Raw genomic sequence first — 21,717 nt, forward strand, 5'->3', positions numbered from 1 at the left:
CACCCTTTTGAAGGGTGGTTATGATTGCTGTTTCGTTTACTTTGTTCGATTAATTTTTCCACAAGCTTCTCCACAAAGCACAGAACCAGTGGTTAGTGATAATTCATTGATTTGACTATCTTGTGTGAAAACAACAATCACAGAAGGGTCTTTTTTTGCTTGAATGATTTGATCAAATGCTACCTTAACAAGTAGTTTTTCCGGTGTCACTGTTTCGTTTTCTTCAACAAGAATCGAAAAGGGTTTACCTTTTAATTCAACTGTATCAAGTCCAATATGAATTAAATAATCTATGCCGGTATCATTTTTTATATTGATGGCATGTTTAGATGGAAAAATAGAAGTTATTTTACCGGCTATTGGTGCACAAATGGTTTTATCTGTTAGTGTAGGTACGATAGCAAAACCATTTCCTAGCATTTTTTGAGAAAATACTGGGTCGTTGACAGTGGTTATTGGAATTACTTCCCCTGAACAAGGTGCGTAAATAGTATCTTGTTTTTTCTTTTTAAAAAGGTTTAACATCAAAATCCTCCCTAATTATCATTACCCAAAATTTGGTTGATTTCTTGACTAAGTAAATCGGCTTTACCACCAAAAACCGCTTGAATGCCACCTTTTACTTCAAAGACAGCTGTAGCTCCTAATTCTTTGATTACTTGTTTTTTGATGATCTGTCCATTTTTGACTGCTACTCGTAAGCGAGTAGCGCAAGCTTCAACTGATTCGATATTCACTTCTGTGCCTAAAGCATCAATAATGAGTAGTGCTTCTTCATGTAAAGAAGTATTTTGCTTTAAGGATGTCGTGGGTATTGTGTCTGTTTCTTCGATCATTCCGGGAATAGCTACTTTAAATTTTTTGATGAAAAAAGTGAAAACAAAGAAGTAAATAACTGCCCAAGCAAGTCCAAATGGAATTAGTTTTAGCCAGTTTGTTTTATCATTTCCTTGAAGGACACCAAATAATAAGAAGTCGATTAAGCCGCCAGAAAAAGAATTTCCTACTCGAATGTTTAAGAGGTCTGCAAAATAAAAGGATAATCCATCTAAAAAGGCGTGAATGACATAAAGCCATGGTGCAACAAATAAAAACATATATTCTACTGGTTCGGTGATTCCCGTTAAAAAAGAAGTAAGAGCGCCACTGAAATAAAGACCGCCATTTTTTTTACGATTCTTTTTAGGAATTGCGCGATACATAGCATAACATGCTGCTGGTAATCCAAACATCATTGTTGCAAATCTTCCCGCAAAAAAACGTGTTCCATAAGTGAATAAACCAGTATGATTTGGATCAGCCAATTGTGCAAAGAAAATATTTTGTGCACCGGAAACTGCGGTACCGGCTACATTTTCTGTTCCTCCTAAAGAGGTATACCAAAATAAAGGATAGATGGTATGATGAAGACCTACTGCGCCAGTCAATCGCAATAAGAATCCATATAAAAAAGTACCTAAGCTTCCCATTTGTGCGATTTGTTGTCCAGCAATGACTAATCCGTTTTGAATGGGTGGCCAAATTAAATAAAAGAAGGAACCAATAATAATTGCAATTAAGCTGGAAATGATTGGAATGAAGCGTGAACCACCAAAGAAACCTAAAAACTGAGGCAATTCAATTTTTCGATAACGATTGTGTAAGAAGGCGACAATACCACCAATTACAATAGAGCCGACAACGCCAGTATCCAATGTGGCTCCTTTTTTTGAAAAAAGTTCAAGAAAACCGCTAATGGTTGCGGTATAAACTAAGTAAGCGACTCCGCCCGCTAAACCCGCTGTACCTTTATCGCTGTTTGCCAGACCAACAGCAATACCAATAGCAAAAATCAACGCTAAATTAGCAAAAACAGCATTTCCAGCATAGCTCATAATGCTTAAAATCGTATGGAGCCAAGTCTGAGCTAAAAATGGGTAGGCATTTATGGCGCTTTCATTTATCAATGCACCACCAAGCCCTAGCAGCAGCCCAGCAACAGGTAAAATAGCGATCGGTAACATAAATGCACGGCCCAATTGCGAAAACTTTTTAAACATTTTTTTCCTCCTAATTTAAAGCATCAATAAATCGTTTGGTGATCTCTTGTGGGCGAGTAATTGCTCCTCCTACAACTATTCCAGCAACACCGAGTTCTTTAATTTGTTTTGCTTGTTCTGGTGTGTGAATTTTTCCTTCTGCAATTACACAAATATCTGTTTGAACGAGTTGTTTGATCAATTCGATGTCAGGTCCGTTTTGTTTTTTACTTTCTTTTGTGTAACCGCTTAAAGTTGTTCCAACGAAATCAACACCTGCTTCGTAAGCATTTTTTCCTTCTTCGAAAGTAGCAATATCTGCCATCAACAGTTGATCAGGGTATTTTTTTTTCACTTGAGCAATAAATGCGTTAATGGATAATCCGTCATGTCGTTTTCGAAGCGTACAATCTAGTGCAATCACTTCAACTCCAGTAGTTACGAGTTCATCAACTTCACGCATTGTTGCTGTAATAAATGGTTCTTCAGGAGGATAATCGCGTTTGATAATTCCAATCATGGGTAAAGAAACTTTTTCTTTTATTTCTAAAATATCACGAACCGAATTGGCACGAATACCTACTGCACCAGCTCTTTGGGCAGCCAAAGCAAAATAAGGCATCAGACCTCCTTTTTCTGAATAAAATGTTTCACTAGGCAATGCTTGACAAGAAACAATTAAGCCTCCTGAAATGGCTTTTAAAAATAATTCTTTCTCCATTCTCCTAAACACTCCGTTTTTATATTTTTTTAGGATAATAACTCCGATATAAATATAGCACCCGCTTTCATTGCTGTAAAGAAAAAAATGGATAATTTTGGAGTTTTTTTTATTTTTATAGAGTATAATGGAGAAAATGATTCGTTTTAAAGGAGCTTATATGAGTTATATTTATTTAATTAAAGAACATTATCCCTTATTAACTAGATCAGAAAAGAAAGTGGCTGATTTTATTCTTCATTCGGGAAAGACGGTTATTTATAGCACAATGAGTGACATTAAAGAAAAAACCAAAGTAGGAGATGCCACGATCATTCGTTTTTGTCAAAAGCTTGGTTTTTCTGGTTTTTCCGATTTAAAAATTGAAATTGCTAAAGAAGACTTTAGCCAAAAACAAGAACACCCTTCTAGTGGAAAATATTATGAGGAAATTGCGAAAAGTTTGATAGAGGCACTTCATTCTACAGTTCGCTTATTGAATGAAGAAAAATTGGATCAGGCACTTCAATTGATCAATCGGATGAAAAACATCTATATTTTTGGGGTCGGATCAAGTGGGAATACGTGTCTAGACCTAGAAAGCATGTTTTTGCGTGTGGGACTTCAAGCAAAAGCAATTTTAGACCCACATTTTCAAGCACAAGTAGCTTCTTTATTGAAGGAAGATGATTTAGTCATTGCTTTTTCACTTTCTGGTAAAACAAAAGATACGTATGATTCTGTAAATATTGCTAAGCACAATGGCGCTAAAATCTTAGCTATCACTAATTATATTCATTCGCCAATCGGTCAAGCATCAGATATCGTTTTACAAACCGCCATTGAAGAATTTTTAAATGGTGGTTCATTGGCAGGAAAAATATCGCAGCTATACATTTGCGATTTGCTTGTACAGGGATATGAGCATAAAAATAATGTCAATGCAGTTGAATTACGTGAAAAGGTTTTACGTTCTATTATAGATAAAAGTATTGATTAAAAAGGCTAGTTTTATCTTTAATATTATTACGGATAATAAAACTTTTGTTATTAATGATTCTCTTTCATCATATGTGCTATGATTAACATAATACAATAAATTTTTGCATTTTGAGGTTTTTGTTCTCTTAAAGATTCAGTAACAGTAAAACGCAAACAAAAAAAGAACACAAACGACGAATCGATGCTTTAGCAGAAAAAAAGGAAGTAGAATAGATCAATGATTGGCGCTAGTTATGGATAATTGAGCATTTAATTTTCTATTTTGATGAAATGAAGCAAAGGGAATAAAATAAATTGACAAGTAGAAGTCAATAAAAAGTAGTTGGAATTTTGAAAAACAGAACTACACCACAATGACAGAATGATTAGGGAGGAACGTGAGTGGAGAAAAAAAAGAGAGTAAAAAAATGGTTAACCAATCTTTTCTTGATACTTTTATTATTGATTGGTTTAGCATTAATTTTTAATGAGCAGATTAAAGATTTTTTGGTTAAAAATACAGGTGATAAATACGCAATTGCGAATGTGACAAAGGACGACATTAAAAAAAATAGAGAAAAGAAGGCAAGTTTTGATTTTGATGCTGTAGAATCTATGAGTACTGAAAGTGTACTAAAAGCGCAGTTGAATCATGCTGAATTGCCAGTTATTGGTAGCATTGCTGTTCCTTCTGTAGCCATTAATATCCCTGTTTTTAAAGGACTAGACAATGCGAATTTATTATACGGAGCTGGAACTTTGTCTCCGGATCAACAAATGGGTAAGGGAAATTATGCGTTAGCAAGTCATCGTGCGAACAATCCTCACTTGTTATTTACACCGTTAGAGAATTTATCATTAGGTGCTAACATCTATTTAGTTGATTTAGAGAATGTGTATACGTATAAAGCTACCTTTAAACAAAAAGTAGCACCAACTGATACGCAGTTATTAGAGACATCAAAAGGAAAATCTCTTATAACATTAATTACTTGTGGAGATATGAATGCAGTGACACGTTTAGTTGTTCAAGGTGAATTGGAGAATATTACGCCAATGAAGAAAGCAACAAAAGAGATGAAAGCCGCATTCAATATGGAAACAAGAACTTTTTAGTTCACTGAGGAATTGGTTTATTGATTCGTTTACCCAAATGTTTGTTTCATGTGTTAATTTTTGGGAAGACGAATTATTTTTTATTTATAAAAATTTGTAAATATACAGCAGAAACAACAAGAATTACTTAAAAGTTGAAAAAATAAGAAATTTTATCACAAGAAAAGTTATGTTTTTTATCAAAAAGCCAAGAATACTCACGACTTTAGTCGTGAGAGATTCAATTTGAGTAGTCAAAAACTGTAGGATATTTATAAGAAAATCTACATGTAGTAAAGGTTCTGACTTCTGGAAGTGAAAAAATAATTATTAAAAAAACACAACTGGAAACTTAATGCCAGATATAGAAACTGTTTTCAATAAAAGTTAAAAAATGATAAAAAAAACGGTGTTTATATTTTTTATTACATAAAATCCATTAAAATTTTTTGAATTATTTTACAATAATTCTACAGATAGAAAATATAAAATGATATAATCACTGAAGAAAAGGCAAAATAATTTTAGTTAAAAATTTATAGGAAAAGTAGGGATCAAAAAGACATGCATACACCAGAAGAAATAATGGAGATTAGTATTCATCTTGGGACAAAAAAAGTACAAAAACCGATCATTGCTAAACTGATTTTAGGCTTTATTGGAGGTGCAATGATTTCTTTAGGGTATTTAGCTTATATCAGAGTTTCTGCTTCGATTCCAGAGTCACTTTCTAGCTTGACGAGTTTAGTTGGAGCTTCTGTTTTTCCAATTGGGTTATTGGTTATTCTTCTTGGAGGTGGAGAATTAATTACTGGAAATATGATGGCAGTAGCTATTGCTTTTATGGATAAAAAAGTAACATTTTCTCAGTTAATTAAAAATTGGTTGTTGATTACTTTCGCTAATATGATTGGTGCTATTTTTGTCGCATGCTTTTTTGGTCATTTTGTCGGATTAACAAGTTCTGGTGTTTATTTAGATCAAGTCATCCAAATTGCGGATCATAAAGTTGCTGTATCTTGGTGGCAAGCATTGGGATCGGGAATAGGATGTAATTGGTTTGTGGGGTTAGCACTATGGTTATCCTACGGAGCCAAAGATGCAGCTGGAAAAGTATTGACTATTTGGTTTCCAGTGATGATTTTTGTGGCTATTGGGTTTCAACATAGTGTAGCGAATTGTTTCGTGATACCAGCTGCTATTTTTGAAGGACAAGCTACTTGGATCGATTTCTTTATGAACTTTATTCCTGTTTACATTGGTAACGTGATAGGAGGCGCTATTTTTGTGTCAGGTTTTTATTATGCTAGCTATAAGCATCATTAAAATTTGATGAAATAAAGACAGATAGGCTATCCTTTTATTTAAAATAAACGGTATGTTGCTAGCGACAAAAGCGTGAAAAATTCTGCTTAAGTAGAGTATTTCGATGACCAAGCGTTGTAAGAAGATAAAAAATTGAATCCTTCCGGTAGGATGAGCTAATCAATCAACAGTGAGAGTATGTAATTGTTGATTGGTGGCTTATTTGTTTTTTCTGGGCATTCATGGACCAGCAATTTTGGGATCGGTGATTTGTCTTTTTTGGATATTTCAATTACTGAAAATATTGATGCTTTTCATGCAGGTATCGATGTACATGATATGTCAAATATTTTTACGGAACAGTTTTTGCAATGGTTTGTTTGGATCGGCGGTGCTGGAACGAACCTTTCCTTAATTGTTTTATTCATATTTTCCAAATCACAATCTTTAAAGAGTTTAGGTAGATTATCTATTTTACTGGGATTATTCAGTATTAATGACCCCATAATGTTTGGCGCACCGGTGGTAATAAATCCTATTTTGGGAATTTCGTTCATTCTCGCTCCGTTAGTCACGACAACATTGTCTTATGTTTTTACAGTAAGTAGTTTAGTGCCGATGATGGTAGCTCGCTTATCGTTTGCAATGCCAGCGCTCATTGCGAATTGGATGAGTATCAATTGGAGTGTGAAAGCAGGGATTTTAATTATGGTAAATTTTTTGCTCACATTAGGTATCTATTATCCGTTTTTTAAAGTACTTGAAAATCAGCAACTAGCTCATGAAGCAAAAGAGCAAACTGTACTGCTTGATGAAGCTATATAGGAATAAAGCCAATAACTAATAAATGGAGATCGTTTAATATGAAATGTTCATTGGGAATTTCTCTTTATCCAGATCACAGTGAACCAAAAAAAGACCAAGAATATTACGATTAGTGCATAGATATGGTCTCACTCGTATTTTCATGATTATGTTAGAAGTAAATGAAGAAGTACTGGTTGTGAAACAAAAATTTCAACGATTACTTTATTTTGCTAAAAATTTAGGGTTTGAAACAATCTTAGATGTAGCACCAAATGTGTTTGAACAATTTAATATTTCCTATAATGATTTAGGTTTTTTCTATAAATTGATGCAAATGGCATCCACTTAGACTTTGATAATTGTAATGAAGTATTACTTTCCTATAATTCCTATCAATTAGCAATTGAACTAAATATGAGTAAAAATGCAGCTTATTTAGATAATATTTTATCCTATCAAGCAAATAGACCATTTTTATATGGTAGTCATAACTTTTATCCGCAAGAAGACACAAGACTATCCTATTCTTTTTTTGAAGCTTGTAGTACTCGTTTTAAAAAACATGAGTTGTAAACAGCAGCCTTTATTCATCACAGGTTGATACAATTGATTCTTGGTCTATTAATGATGGTCTGTCTACGTTAGAAATGCACCGTCATTTGCCAGTAGAAATTGCAGCAAAACATCTATTTGTAACCAAACTAATTAATGACTTTATCATTTTCAATGCGTATGCTTCGGAAGAAGAATTTCAAATTGGGAATGTAGTCGTTGAAAATAGCAACTTGAAAAAAAGAGCGGAAAAGTAAGTGAACAAAAATCTGGGAGAAAAATAGAACAGTTTTTTGTAACTTTCTGATTTTTCTTGACTACGAAGTAAGCCATCAGTATTATAAATGACAGATAGAAACAGCCAAATAAAAAAAGGCACCTCCATTTCTAGTGGCAGCTAGAAATAGAGGACTTGAAAAAGTCATACACGGTGACCAGTCAAGTTTGCCATAGTCAATGGAAACCATTAACTTCGTTTATTGTATCGAATCTTAAAGGAGAAATCTAGCCTTTTAACGAGAAAATAGATGAAATACATGTGTTTTATTTACTGTGCCATAAATGGATTGGATGCAATGTGTCCAATCCATTTTTTTATCCAACTGCATACACCTTAGGATAAGAAGTAAAAAAGGTGGAAACCATGTGAATACAGGGGAGATTTTACTTGGGCAAGTAAATAGTGCTAAGAGTGTTACTGACTTTTTCAAGGAATGTTGTCTACTATTCGTACGTGAATGGCGGACGATAAAAAAGATTGGCTGTTTCTATCCTTTAGTATACATAGTAAGATGTATGCTTTTAAAAAAATATTAAATTTTAGAGAATGAAATTATAATTCTATTCTCTAATTTTTTATTAAAAAAAGGTTTTCCTAATATAAAAATAAAGGATTAATTATCATAAAAAAGTTTCCATAGTTTCATTTTAATAAAAATTTATAAAAAACTAGAACAATTAATATTGTTTTATAATTTAAAGTGTTATAATTCAAATTATAAAATTTTTATATCTATAGTTATATGAATATAAAATAAAAAAATGAAATAGATATATAAAATAACTATAATTTCTATTTTTAGTTTACTATCGTATGAAAAGTATTTAATGATAGTTTTTTGTAAAAATAAATAATAAAATTTATAATTGAGTAATATAGAGGATTTGTATGATTTTTTTCTTAGTTAATTATCGTTTTTGTTTAAATTAAATAGCAGATCATTAGCTATTTTTCCTATAATAAAAAACTTATATGTTTTAGTTATAAGTTGACAGCTTTTTTGAAATATGTAAAAATATTGTTATTAATAGTTAAAAAAATTCCGACGAAAGATCTACTTAACAGCTTTTTTATAAATATAAGAGGTAATTCCTAAAGTAAAAACTATGATCAATTAATCGTCCAAAAATAGAAAAAGCAAACACTTCAGATCTATTAGAATAATAAGTATTAACTAAAAATAATGTGAATGAGATGAAATAGTTATTAAGAAGAATAGTTAATTAATTGAATAGCTATGCCAAGAGAAGAATAAAGCGTGATCGTTGGGAAGTAAGATCATTTGATTTTTAGTGGTGTAGATTTGAAGTGTTATGCAAGGAATTGGCTTAACGCTTTTTTTAAGGAAAAAATGTTTTGTGTTATTGGGGATTTTATAGGAACATTTTTTAATAAAGAATGACATTGAAATTATTCGTGAAGAATGTTTTCGAGTAGTAAAGGAAATATTTTTAAAAGGTTGGTGATTACGCCAAGTAAATCTTTCCTTTTATCAGTTTAGAAAGTGAATGAAAATGTTTAATAGACTTTAAAACGCGAATAAGATTGATCCAAGTAATTTAAAAGATATTTTTTAGGTTTACGTATAGGATTTTAGAAATATCAAAAAAGATAAGATGAAACAGATTTTAAAGAAGTTGTGAGAAGCAAGTTTGCGTTTTTATCATAGAATATCTGTAAAATTTGTTTGGGTATTGACTTGTAATGGTCTTATTTAATGAGGGGCTTGCCGGTATGGTGGACAGTAACTGATGTTTTAAAGTCAAGTATTTTATTCTAAATAAAACAAATAACCGATTGTCAGAAATAAATTACTCATTTTAAAACAAGTTGAAGAAAAGAGAAAATGTTATAAAAATTAATTTTATTTCTTTCACGTATAGTAAAATGGATCATTTTTACATCTTTTATCCTACTTTTTTATTAGGTATTAGTCGTCTACAATCATTAAAGTACTATTTTTGTGGACATATTATCTTTCTATTCATTGTTATTTTCATCATTTATTAACTTAATCCTATAAAAATGGTATGAAATTAAATTTTATAAAAGTAAGGAGAAAGAACATGTTACCAATTGGAAGTATTGTTTATTTAGCAGAAGAAAATCAAAAGGTCATGATTTTAAATCGTGGACCGTTAGTTGAACAGCAAGGAGAAAAAGTATTTTTTGATTATACAGGTGCATTATACCCACAAGGCTTGGATCCAGAAGAAGTATATTATTTCAATAGAGAAGATATTGAAGATGTGGTTTTTGAAGGATTTAAGGATGAAGAAGAAATACATTTTGTCATATTATATAATAAGTGGATTAATAAGAATGAAGGGCGAGTCAAAAAAGGAAAGGCTGATTTCCCACGTGCTACTAATAAAATTTATAGGTTTTGATTTGCACAGAACGCTTGTATAGGATATAGGAGTATAGGCTATTGAATTTAATGAATTGAAAATAAAGCAAACTTTTAATGGATGTTCTATTTATAAAACATGTAAGACTATCGTTCTTTCTTTAAACGAGAATGAGTATAAATTTGATGGATTGAATCAAATTTATACTCATTTTTGATGACTTTAGGGAATAAATGAAGGAAAAAGACTCTCAAGGTATTTCTGTAGAAAATATTTATGTGAGACAGCTTGTTAAAGAAGGAACTGTTTTTTTATAAAAGAACTAAAAAATGTCGAAAGAAAAATACAAGGAATACGATGGTTGCAATGCAAAGACGTGTTAAAGTCAAAGAAAATGAAATAAGAATGGAAAGATAAATTTATAAAGAATTTCCTCTTTTGTGTCATTGATTCAAACGGTTTTTACAAAAAAAGGAAACTGAGATAAATTTCAGTTTCCTTTTTTCTCTTTATATATGCGTTAAATGACTTAAAGGAATCTTTTCCTAATTTATGGCAATGTTCACAATGACTGAGCTTCCATGATTGCTAAAGTTGGTGTGGATATTTTTACTATTCAGACAAGTATAGTAATCATGGTGATTAAATAGGTTCATTTTTTTCTTTTATTTTAACGTGTTTATCTGATATAACAAAAAAGAAACAAAAAAATATTAAAAGGTGTTCAAAACATGTTTTATGCAAAATAAGCATAAAAACTACAAACGATGAGAAGCTGTTTCAAGTTTTTTCCTTTATATTGGGAATAAAGTGTCTTTTTATGACTTCTTTATAAACTATAAATGTTTCCTTCTTTGTCTTCGATTCGATAATTACCGATCTTTTTAAACGTAATGACAACTTTTTCGCCGTTTTCTTTGCCGGAAACGGTGTAAGTATCTGCCTTTGTGCCGATTTTAATATCTGTTAATGTTGTTTTCTTTTGAGTGGTATTTGAGGTGCTTTTTTTATCTCCGATATACGTACGTGACCATTCCATCTCATTGCCTTTAAAAATAATTTGACCGCTGATCAAATCTATGTTTTTTCGAACTTTTAATGAATAGTTGCTATTGATGATATCTGATTTTTCTGCTTGTAAAGTAGATGAGCCAGTTGTTTGTTCTGTTTTTTGAGAGCTGCCAAACAAGCTGCATCCTGACAAGACGAAGCAGCTGAAAAGCGAAATCACCATAATGACAAATTTCTTCAAGCTATTTCCTCCATTTTAATATACAAACCTTGCGTTAATCATATAACGAGGCGAAGTTTTACTGTATCTAGCACTTTTCGTATAGATCATATGATGACTAGTTATTTTGAAATAATGACACATGTAAAGACGCCTCTTCTATTCAATCCCATTTTTTCTTAGATGTCAACTTTTCGGCTGGCTAAGGAAAAATATTTAGTAAAGTAAAAATGTGATAGGAAATTACATAAGAAAAATAGCATTACAAGGGACTTGTATCTCTAGAAAACGTTTGCTATATTGATGGGGAACCATCTAAAAATGATCAAAAGAAAATAAAATTAAATTTAAAAGAAGGTGCAAGCATGTTAAATTATCAATTTCCCAAAAATTTTTGGTGGGGGTCGGCTGCCAGTGGACCGCAAACCGAGGGCCGAATGGTTGGTGATGGTAAAGGGGAGAATATTTTTGACTATTGGTTTAGTAAAGAACCAGAAAAGTTTTTTGAACAGGTTGGACCAGAAAAAACTTCTCAAGTTTACACTAAATATAAAGAGGATGTCCAATTGATGAAACAAACTGGACATAATAGTTTTCGGACTTCTATTCAATGGAGTCGCTTAATTCCTGATGGTGTTGGAGAGGTCAATCAGCAAGCTGTAGCATTTTACCATGACTATTTTGATGAATTGATTAAGAATGGGATAGAACCTTTTGTTAATTTATATCATTTTGATATGCCAATGCCTTTGCAAGAAAAAGGGGGATGGCTCAGTCGTAAAACGGTTGAGGCATATGAACGCTACGCTAGGGTGTGTTTTGAATTGTTTGGGAAAAAAATAAAAAAATGGTTTACTCAAAATGAGCCAATTGTTCCAGTAGAAGCAGGTTATCTTTATCGCTGGCATTACCCAGAAGAATCGGATATGAAAAAAGCAATTCAAGTGGGATATCATGAAGCATTGGCTTCTGCGTTAGCTATTAAGACTTATCATTCCATGAAGTTAGATGGTCAAATCGGTATTATTCTGAATTTAACTCCAAGTTATCCTAGAGATGAAAAGAACTCAGAAGACGTAAAAGCTGCAAAAATTGCTGATGCTTTTTTTAATCGTTCTTTTCTTGATCCGGCAGTAAAAGGTGAATTTCCTCAAGAATTGATTGCTATCGTAAAAGAATTAAAGATGATGCCAGATATCAAAGCAGGGGATTTAACGCTTATTAAAGAAAACACCATTGATATATTAGGAATCAATTATTATCAACCGCGAAGAATCAAAGCAAAAGAAACGCCAATTGATAAAGAAAACGGCCCCATGCCAGAGGATTATTTTGATAACTATGACATGCCGGGGCGAAAAATGAATCCTTATCGTGGATGGGAAATTTATGAAAAAGGAATTTATGATATTTTAATTAATGTTCGCGATCATTACGGAAATATTGCTTGTTTCATTTCAGAAAATGGAATGGGGGTAGAAAATGAAGCTCGTTTTATACAAGAAGACGGGATGATCCATGATGATTATCGAATTGAATTTGTTCAAGAACATTTAAGGTATGTGCATCAAGCTATCGAAGAAGGGGTCAATTGTTTAGGTTATCATATGTGGACGTGTATGGATAACTGGTCGTGGACTAATGCTTATAAAAACCGCTATGGATTTATCTCAGTTGATTTATCAAATAATGGCAAACGAACCATCAAAAAATCAGGTTATTGGTTTAAAAAGTTAGCGGATACCAACCAATTAATCATATAAAAAATTACTTTTTCTCCTGCTCGTTTAGATAGACGAATGGGAGAATTTTTTTATAAAATAACTTAAGTTTTTAGAATCTTTTTTTATTTTTTTATCTTTCCTCTTTCTTTTTTGTATATAATGGAATAGTCAAAATTGAATAGGAGTGGTGGAAGGTATGAGAAAAAAACGACCTTTTCTTCTCTTTTGGTTACTTGGTTTTTTCGTGCTGCTTATTGTATCTGTGGCAAATGCAGGGAAAATGACAGTAGATATCCAATTGGGAGCAGAAAAATCCATTGCAAGCAAAGAATCAGTAGATAAATTTAAAAAAGAACTTTCAACTTATTGGTGGAAGGATTACAGATTGATCGCCAATTATGATAAAGGAGAATTGGCGATTTATTTACCAAAAGATAACGAAAGCAATCAGTTTATTAATATCGATGATGTGTTAAGCGCAATTTCACTTAGACAATATCAATTTAAAGATAAGAATTTAACTATCTTACTTTTAACAAGTGATGGAGCTAATCTGGCTCGATTAAAAAAAGGAAAAGTCATAACCAGTTACTCAGATAAAGTAAACAGTGAGCTCGTGGAAACTCGACTAAAAGAATGGATAAAACTCAATAAAGCAGTAAAAAAACATTCTGAACAAACAACGTTGGAGCCGTCTACTACTTCATCTACGATTTCTGACAGCATACAAAATACAACAAGTAGATTGCTTGAGGAGAATGTTTACAACCAATAAAGTTAATGAAAATCTGTTTATTGGAAAGTTGACTGCCATTTATTTCAATAATTTTAAAAAAAAATTAAAATAATTTTTTTTTTAGGGAATTTTCATTTTTGAGGAGCAAAATGTACAAAAATGAAGAAAGAAGTGATAGTTGTGACACATCTGAAAAAAATGTGCCAAAATCGATTGGTAATTCTTTTGGTCGTAAGCTTTTTCTTTTGGCTCAAGACGATCTTTGCCTATTACATCGATTTTTCATTGGGTGTAGAAGGCAGCGTCCAATATTTTATTTTGTGGATAAATCCAATAGCAACCACTCTGTTGTTTTTTGGTTTTGTTTTATATATGAAAAAAGCACAGCCTGCTTTAATGGTTCTTTTGATTATTGATATTCTAAATACGCTTTTACTTTATTTAAACGTTATTTTTTATCGTGAATTTACGGATTTCATTACGATAAAATCTGTGTTAGGATTTTCAAAAGTTTCTCAAGGCTTGTCGGGAAGTTCTTTTGCATTAATGAAACCACACGACATCTTCTATTGGGGAGACATCTTAGTGTTTATTGGTTTTATTATTTGGTTATTCGTAAAGAGGATTCCGATAAAAAGTCCAGCCGTATCCAAATCTACAGCAATAGCCGTTACGTGCCTTTCAGCGTTAATTTTTTCTGGTAATTTAGCACTTAGTGAAGCAAATCGTCCGCAACTGTTGCAGCGAACATTTGATCGCTCTTATATTGTAAAATATTTAGGAATTGATGCGTATACGGTTTATGATGCGATTAAAACAGGAATAACAAATAGTGTGCGAGCTCATGCTAGTAGTAATGGAATTGAAGAGGTATTAAAGTATACGAAGAAACACCATGCAGCCCCTAATTCTGAAACATTTGGAATCGCTAAAGGAAAAAATATTATCGTTCTTCATTTGGAAAGTTTTCAACAGTTTTTGATTAATATGAAAGTGGACGGCCAAGAAGTGACGCCTTTTTTAAACAGCGTCTATAAAAATCAGTCAACCATCAGTTTTGATAATTTTTTCCATGAAGTCGGGCAAGGAAAAACCAGTGATGCGGAGAATATGCTAGAAACAGGCACTTTTGGTTTACCACAAGGTTCGTTGTTTACGGAACTTGGTTCAGATAATGTATTTCAAGCAGCTCCTGCAATTTTGGCACAGCAGCAAGGATATACTAGTGCTGTTTTTCATGGAAATGTTGCAAGTTTTTGGAACCGTGATCATGTATATAAAAATTTAGGTTACGATAACTTTTTCGATCGCTCTTACTTCAACAATTCAGATGAAACATTAGGATATGGCATTTTAGACAAAGACTTATTTAGAGAATCTGCTCAATATTTAGAACACTTACAGCAACCATTTTACACTAAGTTTCTTTCCGTAACGAATCACACGCCCTACTATACGGATGATAAGAACTTTAAGTTTCCATCTTTGCATACCGGTAACAGTACCGTAGATGATTACGTTCGTACAGCCCATTATTTGGATCAGTCACTGGCGCAATTTTTTACGTATTTGAAAAATTCGGGGGTTTATCAACGATCCATGTTTGTGATTTATGGTGATCATTTTGGTATATCAAATACGGATAACCAAGACCTTGCCACGGTTTTAGGTAAAGACCCTTCCACTTGGGATGCCTACGACAATGCGCAATTGCAAAGGGTACCTTTGATGCTGCATATTCCCGGATACACAAAAGGAAAAATTAATCACGAATACGGTGGAGAGATTGATGTTTTACCTACCTTGCTTCATTTAGTAGGAATTGACGATAAAGACTATATCCACTTTGGTACAGACTTGCTCTCCTTTCAACATGATCAATTAGTCGCTTTTAGAAATGGAAATTTTGTTACACCTAAACATACGGTTTTAGGTGGAAAAACCTACAGTAATCAAACGGGAGAAATGATTGATCCAAAGAAAGCTGGTATTCAAAATGAAATAAACAAAGAGCAAGAACAAGTGAAGAAAGCTTTGAGCTTATCGGATAAATTGAATCAAGAAAACTTATTACGTTTTTATGTTCCAGAAAACTTTAAACCAATAGATCCTAAAAAATATAATTACAAAAATGAAGCGGAAGAAAATGAAGCGATTGAAAAACAAAAAGGAAGGAACTCAACAAGCATCTATTCTAAAAATGGCGATCAAACGACTACTCATCTTTACCCTTTAGAAACAGCAGAAGCAAATTAAACAAAGCAGCAAAAAAACTTCAAAAAAGTTGATATATTTCAATTTTTTGAAGTTTTTTTGTTATAATTCATAATTTTTTTTATTTTAGCGTATGTAGTTAATGAATGAAACAAATTTTTTTACATCAAAATAGCTCAAAAATAAGAAAAAATCAATTGATGTAAAAAAGGATGGATGAATTCAATAGAGGCAAAATAAGAATAAAAAGGAAGGAAAATGAAAGCGATAAAGTGAGTGATTGTTTTAATGATTGCGATAAAATAACAGGAATGAGGGGGGAGAGTTTGACCAAAACTTTATTTATAAATGAATAAACTTGTACAACGGAGCATAATTATTCCTAAATTTTAGTAAAAAACAAACTGCTCGTGGGAGTAATGGAGACCTGATTGATCTTTCCAGTACTGTCACATGTATGAAATGGCAAGTTATTCATTTATGGTTTTTGGCAACGAAAAATTATGTACGATGGGGAATTAATCAAGCAGCTTCGAATCAATCGAAAGCTGACTCAAACACAATTAGCAAAAGGAATTTGCTCAAAAACATCTTTGGTTGGGATTGAAAATCATTCAGTTAAAAAAATTTCTTTTTCTACGCTGAGAGCTTTTTTAGATCGGCTAAATATTTCTTTGGCCGAATATGAATGGCTGCGCAACCAAATTGAAGAACCAAAAAAAATTAAAAAGAGTCGTCATTTACTTAATAAAATTCAAGAAGATAACTTTGATCCGTATAAAGAAATAGCGAATAACCGAAAACAATACAAAAAAACATTAGATTTATATTATTTAATACTCAATTTACAAATGTTTTGGAAAACGAATGAAAAATTAGAATTACAACTCGAATTTTTACGTTATGAATGTCGAATAATTGAAGAATATTTTATGCAGATAAGAGAATATGGTCGTTTTGAACTAGAGATACTTTCGAACTATCCATATATTTTTAGTGATTCATTTATTGATAACAATTATCTAAAAATAAAAAAAAGAATGCGTCAAATGGCAGATGCTTTTCCTAAAGAATATTTATTTATTTTTTTGATGAATTTAACGCTTTATTATATTGATAAAAAACGTTTTAAAAAAGCGCGTAGTATTAATATGGATATGTATCGCAGCTTAGCACATAAAGAAAAATCTACCATCATTTATGAAAGCTTGATGTCAGAATACTATAAAATACTCATTGCACAAGCATTAGGAGAGTCGCTGTCTGAAGAAATTCATACATTATTTGCTGTGATCGAATATACATTGGGGAAAAAAGAACGTAAGCTATTAGAAGAAAAGCTGTCAGTGGTAATGAAAGAAAAAGATTAAAGAGTTTCGTGTCTTTGTCAATTCTTATATTGGTATCTAGTTAAAGAAATAGTTTCAAAAAAAATTTTGCTTACTTAATTGGTACTATTAAAAAAAAGAACATGAGTTGTCAAAAAAATTCGTTTGACAAATGTTTTGTAAGTTGCTATATTTGCAAAGGAAAACTAAATAGGATTTGTTAGGTGAGGCTCCTGTACAAACACAGGCTACTGCCCAAAAACGTCGAGAGACGCCAATGGGTAGAACAGGAATTGTCGAGATAAGGCTTTTCATAAGGTAGCTAAAAGCAAGTCATTGCTTTTTACGTTGTACAGTGTCAAAACTCAACGATGAGATCAACGAAGCTTTTTATATATTTTTTCGACCTTTCGTTGAGTTTTGACGAAAGGTCTTTTTTGCCTTTACAAATTAAAAAAGGGGGTGTAGGTCTTTTGGGAAGTTGATGCTAAAAATGAAAAAAGCAAATAATCGTCAGATAAAGGAGATGAGAACAAATGGATGACAGTCCTGCGGAGAAAAAAAGCGAGAGAAATTGCTGGTTGGTTGAGGCTATTATCTATCTGTTTTCAGCGCCTTTAAGAACCACTCTTTCTTCATCGCTTGAGTAACTAAAATATTTCCTAGGTAAAAATAGCTGTTGCTTGTTTTTACTGAGGTAAAGGAGAAAATTGAGATGGAAAAAAAGAGAGTGATAAGGAAAAGTTATGTTGCTTTTTCAGAAATGAATAAACAAGAATTATTTGCCTTTTTTCATTCAACGAATCAGGGAATGAACGAAGCAAAGATTGAAGAATCAAGAGAAAAATATGGTGAAAATTCAATTTCTTATGGGAAAAAATCTCCTTTTTTCTTAGAAGTTTTGAAAGCTTATGTTACGCCTTTTACACTTGTATTGATTGCTTTAGGTGTGATTTCATTCATTACCGAATATTTATTACCCGTTCCAAAAGATAAAGACCTTTTTGGTGTAATCATTATTTTTTCAATGGTGCTTGTCAGTGGAACAATGACGCTCGTTCAATCGGTTCGTTCAAATCAAGCTGCGGAAAAATTAAAGTCTTTAGTGAAGGTTACAGCAGCTGTCAAACGCAATGGAAGTTATATTGAAATTCCGATGGAAGAAATCGTTTGCGGCGATTTGGTGCGTTTATCCGCTGGAGATATGATTCCAGCAGATATGCGATTGTTGTCAACTAAAGATTTGTTTATTTCACAAGCAGCATTAACTGGAGAAAGCTATCCGGTCGAAAAGCAAGCAAATATTCATAAAAATGCGTCATTTAGTGAAGCAAGTGATGAAAATATTGCTTTTATGGGAAGCAATGTAATTAGTGGAAGTGCAAAAGGCATTGTCCTGTCAGTAGGTAAACAGACGATGTTTGGACACGTAGCTCAAATATTATCTGAAAAGCCCGTTCAATCAAGTTTTGAAATGGGTATTTCCAAAACTTCCATGTTATTGATTAAATTTATGGCTTTAATGGCCCCAACGGTTATTGTTATTAATGGGTTTACGAAAGGCAACTGGCTACAAGCTTTCTTATTTGGATTATCCGTAGCTGTTGGGTTAACCCCTGAAATGTTACCGATGATTGTTACAACGAATTTAGTTAAAGGTGCCAGTAAAATGGCGAAAAAAGGAACTGTTATCAAAAATTTAAACGCCATCCAAAACTTTGGTGCAATTGATGTATTATGTACAGATAAAACCGGTACACTTACACAAGATAAAATTATTTTAGAATACCATCTAAACTGTGCAGGAAAAGAAGATGATCGTGTTTTGCGTCATGCTTATTTAAATAGTTACTATCAAACAGGATTAAAAAATTTGTTAGACGTGGCAATCATTACTGAAGCCGAGCAAACATTAGCCACAGACGAAAGTAAGTATTGTAAAGTGGATGAAATTCCTTTTGATTTTGAACGCCGCCGCATGAGTGTTGTCGTAGAAGATGTGGCTGGTAAAACACAAATGATCACAAAAGGTGCCATCGAAGAAATGTTGAGCATTTCTAATTATATTGACCTTGAAGGTGTCGTTAACCCTTTAACAAACGAAAAAAGAGCCTACGTACTTGCAAAAGTAAAGGAATTAAATGAAGAAGGGATGCGCGTCATTGGTGTTGCTCAAAAAACAAATCCGAGTGTGGTTGGGGAATTTTCAATAAAAGATGAGTCTGACATGGTATTGATTGGTTATCTTGCTTTTCTTGATCCCCCAAAAGCCACCACAAAACAAGCATTGAATGCATTGAAAGATCATGGAGTTGCAGTAAAAGTTTTAACTGGTGATAATGAGTCAGTCACTCGCTGTGTCTGTCGTCAAGTAGGTATAGAAATTAACGAATTGATTACGGGCGAAAAGATTTCCAAAATGGATGATCATACGTTGTCACAAGTAGTTGAAGATCATGAAGTATTTGTGAAATTAAATCCTCAACAAAAAGCACGGTTAACAACCGCTTTACGTCAAAATGGACATACCGTAGGATTTTTAGGTGATGGAATTAATGATGCACCAGCAATGAAAGTAGCAGACATTGGTATTTCTGTAGATACAGCAGTAGATATTGCGAAAGAATCAGCAGATGTCATTTTATTAGAAAAAGATTTAATGATTTTAGAAAAGGGAATTTTATCGGGACGAGAAACTTTTGGTAACATTATGAAATATATTAAAGCGACGGCAAGTTCCAACTTTGGGAACATGTTTTCTGTATTAGCTGCTAGTATCTTTTTACCCTTTTTGCCAATGCTACCTTTGCAAATTTTATTTTTGAATTTGATTTATGATGTTTCCTGCTTGTCACTTCCATGGGATAAAATGGACAAAGAGTACCTAAATGAACCTAAAAAATGGGAAGCTTCAAGTATTGGACGTTTTATGATTTACTTTGGTCCAACAAGCTCCATTTTTGACGTCACCACATATTTATTGATGTATTTTGTTATTTGCCCGGCGGTAGTTGGTGGCAGCTTCCATACACTAGACACCAAACAGCAAATAGTTTTTATTTCATTGTTTCATGCAGGCTGGGTTGTGGAATCACTATGGTCACAAACGTTGGTTTTACATGCTTTACGGACTCCAAAGATTCCATTTCTCCAAAGTCATGCAACGTTTACTATGTTTATTGTTACGACATTAGGGATAGTAGTTGGTTCAGTTTTACCATTCACAGGTTTTGGATTAGAGTTAGGCTTGATGCCATTACCGGGAGAGTATTGGATGTGGTTAGTTGTTACAATCTTAGCTTACTTAACATTAGTAACCATAGTCAAAAAATTCTATGTCAAAAAATTTGGCACTTTATTGTAAAAATAAAAGCAAGATATGCAATAGTCCTAGTTTAAACAGCTAATAAGACTGATTTTGAGGTGTAAGATCAAAGTCAGTCTTATTTTTATTCTAGAAACTTTTCTGCTTGTTTTTCGTCAGATTAATTTTACGTGAAAGAGTAGTTTTTGTGTACTTAAAGATAGATGAGTGGAACAATCATTTATTTTTTCTTTAATTATTTTCCTGATTTTTTTCATTTTTAACACGATCATTTTTTATGGCTATGATTGTATGAAATTATAAAGAAACATGTTAAACTGGTGATATTGTTTTCTGAAAGGATTAGTGAAAGAATGAAAGGCGCAATATTTGATTTAGATGGCCTATTAGTGGATACAGAAAAAGTGTATCGTGATGGCTGGTTATGGGGATTTAAACATTATGGCATAGAAATTCCTAAAGAAATTGTTGATACTTGGGGTGGAAAAAATTGGAAACAAAGTTTTGACATTTTAGTAAAAGCAGCAGGAAGCCCAGAAAAAGTACAAGCAGTACGAGCAAGACGGGAAGAATATTTTTATCAACAATTACGTGACGGTGTTATTCATTTAAAACCTTATGCGACAGAAACGTTGACTGAATTAAAAGACCGAAAGATCAAGCTTGGCTTAGCTACGACGACTGTGACGAAACGAGCAACCGATATTTTGGAACAATTTAGCTTAACAGCGCTTTTTGATACGATGACTTTTGGGGATGAAGTCACAGAAAATAAACCTTCTCCAATCCCTTATTTAACGGCATTAGAAAGAACTAAATTGACGGCTTCAGAAGCATTTGCAGTAGAAGATTCTTTAGTAGGGGCGACGTCTGCTTCACGAGCGGGCATGGGGGTGGTCTTGGTTCCAGATACAAGCTTTCAACGAAATTATACAGACAAAGAAAAAGCAGCGTTGAACTTGCTGGCTGAAGGCAAAGATTTACGAGTCGTTATCCGAATGCTTCAAACAGTAAGAGAATAAATTGATTTTTCTTTTATTTCTCTTAGTTTTCATTAGTGGAATTTAAGC

At 32.6% G+C, this 21,717-nt stretch carries 14 protein-coding genes, 3 pseudogenes and 1 riboswitch; of the genes and pseudogenes, 12 read left to right on the top strand and 5 right to left on the bottom strand.

What is annotated here, in order from left to right; translation table 11 throughout:
• Positions 1–36: 36 nt before the first annotated feature.
• The 3 genes from RV14_RS08415 to RV14_RS08425 are packed head-to-tail and all read right to left on the bottom strand — an operon-like array spanning position 37 to position 2,739.
• On the bottom strand, positions 37–525 hold the full coding sequence (locus RV14_RS08415) for a PTS sugar transporter subunit IIA (protein ID WP_071855829.1): 489 nt from the start codon (positions 523–525) through the stop codon (positions 37–39).
• An 11-nt stretch (positions 526–536) separates the two neighbouring features.
• Positions 537–2,039, bottom strand: coding sequence for a PTS transporter subunit EIIC (locus RV14_RS08420; protein WP_071855830.1), 1,503 nt, complete (start codon positions 2,037–2,039; stop codon positions 537–539).
• A 10-nt stretch (positions 2,040–2,049) separates the two neighbouring features.
• Positions 2,050–2,739, bottom strand: a complete 690-nt coding sequence (locus RV14_RS08425) for an N-acetylmannosamine-6-phosphate 2-epimerase (protein ID WP_071855831.1) — start codon at positions 2,737–2,739, stop codon at positions 2,050–2,052.
• Between the two features lie 160 nt (positions 2,740–2,899).
• On the opposite strand from RV14_RS08425, the gene RV14_RS08430 reads away from it, so the two are divergent.
• From RV14_RS08430 to RV14_RS08455, 6 genes and pseudogenes are all read left to right on the top strand, one after another.
• The gene (locus RV14_RS08430) at positions 2,900–3,718 is read left to right on the top strand and encodes a MurR/RpiR family transcriptional regulator (RefSeq protein WP_071855873.1); all 819 of its coding nucleotides are present in this window, start codon (positions 2,900–2,902) and stop codon (positions 3,716–3,718) included.
• Between the two features lie 383 nt (positions 3,719–4,101).
• Positions 4,102–4,815, top strand: coding sequence for a class A sortase (locus RV14_RS08435; RefSeq protein ID WP_071855832.1), 714 nt, complete (start codon positions 4,102–4,104; stop codon positions 4,813–4,815).
• Positions 4,816–5,358: 543 nt separating this feature from the next.
• Positions 5,359–6,120, top strand: coding sequence for a formate/nitrite transporter family protein (locus RV14_RS08440; RefSeq protein WP_071855833.1), 762 nt, complete (start codon positions 5,359–5,361; stop codon positions 6,118–6,120).
• A 208-nt stretch (positions 6,121–6,328) separates the two neighbouring features.
• A pseudogene (locus tag RV14_RS08445) lies at positions 6,329–6,924 on the top strand (PTS transporter subunit EIIC); the annotation flags it as partial.
• 38 nt (positions 6,925–6,962) lie between these two features.
• A pseudogene (locus RV14_RS08450) lies at positions 6,963–7,661 on the top strand (MupG family TIM beta-alpha barrel fold protein); the annotation flags it as partial.
• 2,143 nt (positions 7,662–9,804) lie between these two features.
• On the top strand, positions 9,805–10,128 hold the full coding sequence (locus tag RV14_RS08455; RefSeq protein WP_071855834.1) for a DUF4176 domain-containing protein: 324 nt from the start codon (positions 9,805–9,807) through the stop codon (positions 10,126–10,128).
• A 423-nt stretch (positions 10,129–10,551) separates the two neighbouring features.
• On the opposite strand, the pseudogene RV14_RS12920 reads toward RV14_RS08455, so the two are convergent.
• A pseudogene (locus RV14_RS12920) lies at positions 10,552–10,745 on the bottom strand (hypothetical protein).
• A gap of 173 nt (positions 10,746–10,918) precedes the next feature.
• Positions 10,919–11,341: a hypothetical protein gene (locus tag RV14_RS08465; protein WP_071855835.1), complete on the bottom strand. Its 423-nt coding sequence runs from the start codon at positions 11,339–11,341 to the stop codon at positions 10,919–10,921.
• A gap of 344 nt (positions 11,342–11,685) precedes the next feature.
• On the opposite strand from RV14_RS08465, the gene RV14_RS08470 reads away from it, so the two are divergent.
• The 6 genes from RV14_RS08470 to RV14_RS08495 all read left to right on the top strand — a co-directional run bounded on the left by RV14_RS08470 (position 11,686) and on the right by RV14_RS08495 (position 21,669).
• Entirely contained in the window at positions 11,686–13,083 is a 1,398-nt protein-coding gene (locus RV14_RS08470) for a glycoside hydrolase family 1 protein (RefSeq protein ID WP_071855836.1), read from the top strand.
• A gap of 157 nt (positions 13,084–13,240) precedes the next feature.
• Positions 13,241–13,819: a hypothetical protein gene (locus RV14_RS08475; RefSeq protein WP_071855837.1), complete on the top strand. Its 579-nt coding sequence runs from the start codon at positions 13,241–13,243 to the stop codon at positions 13,817–13,819.
• A 141-nt stretch (positions 13,820–13,960) separates the two neighbouring features.
• Positions 13,961–16,036, top strand: a complete 2,076-nt coding sequence (locus tag RV14_RS08480) for an LTA synthase family protein (protein ID WP_071855874.1) — start codon at positions 13,961–13,963, stop codon at positions 16,034–16,036.
• A gap of 461 nt (positions 16,037–16,497) precedes the next feature.
• Entirely contained in the window at positions 16,498–17,364 is an 867-nt protein-coding gene (locus RV14_RS08485; protein ID WP_071855838.1) for a helix-turn-helix domain-containing protein, read from the top strand.
• Between the two features lie 167 nt (positions 17,365–17,531).
• Positions 17,532–17,706, top strand: a riboswitch (M-box (ykoK) riboswitch).
• A gap of 331 nt (positions 17,707–18,037) precedes the next feature.
• Entirely contained in the window at positions 18,038–20,686 is a 2,649-nt protein-coding gene (mgtA, locus tag RV14_RS08490; protein WP_071855839.1) for a magnesium-translocating P-type ATPase, read from the top strand.
• Between the two features lie 314 nt (positions 20,687–21,000).
• Positions 21,001–21,669 (top strand): HAD family hydrolase, encoded by a 669-nt coding sequence (locus RV14_RS08495; RefSeq protein WP_071855840.1) that lies wholly within the window; start codon positions 21,001–21,003, stop codon positions 21,667–21,669.
• The last annotated feature ends 48 nt before the right edge of the window (positions 21,670–21,717 follow it).

Origin of the sequence: Enterococcus ratti (genome assembly GCF_001886195.1) — a bacterium.
GTDB classification, from domain to species: Bacteria; Bacillota; Bacilli; order Lactobacillales; family Enterococcaceae; genus Enterococcus_B; species Enterococcus_B ratti.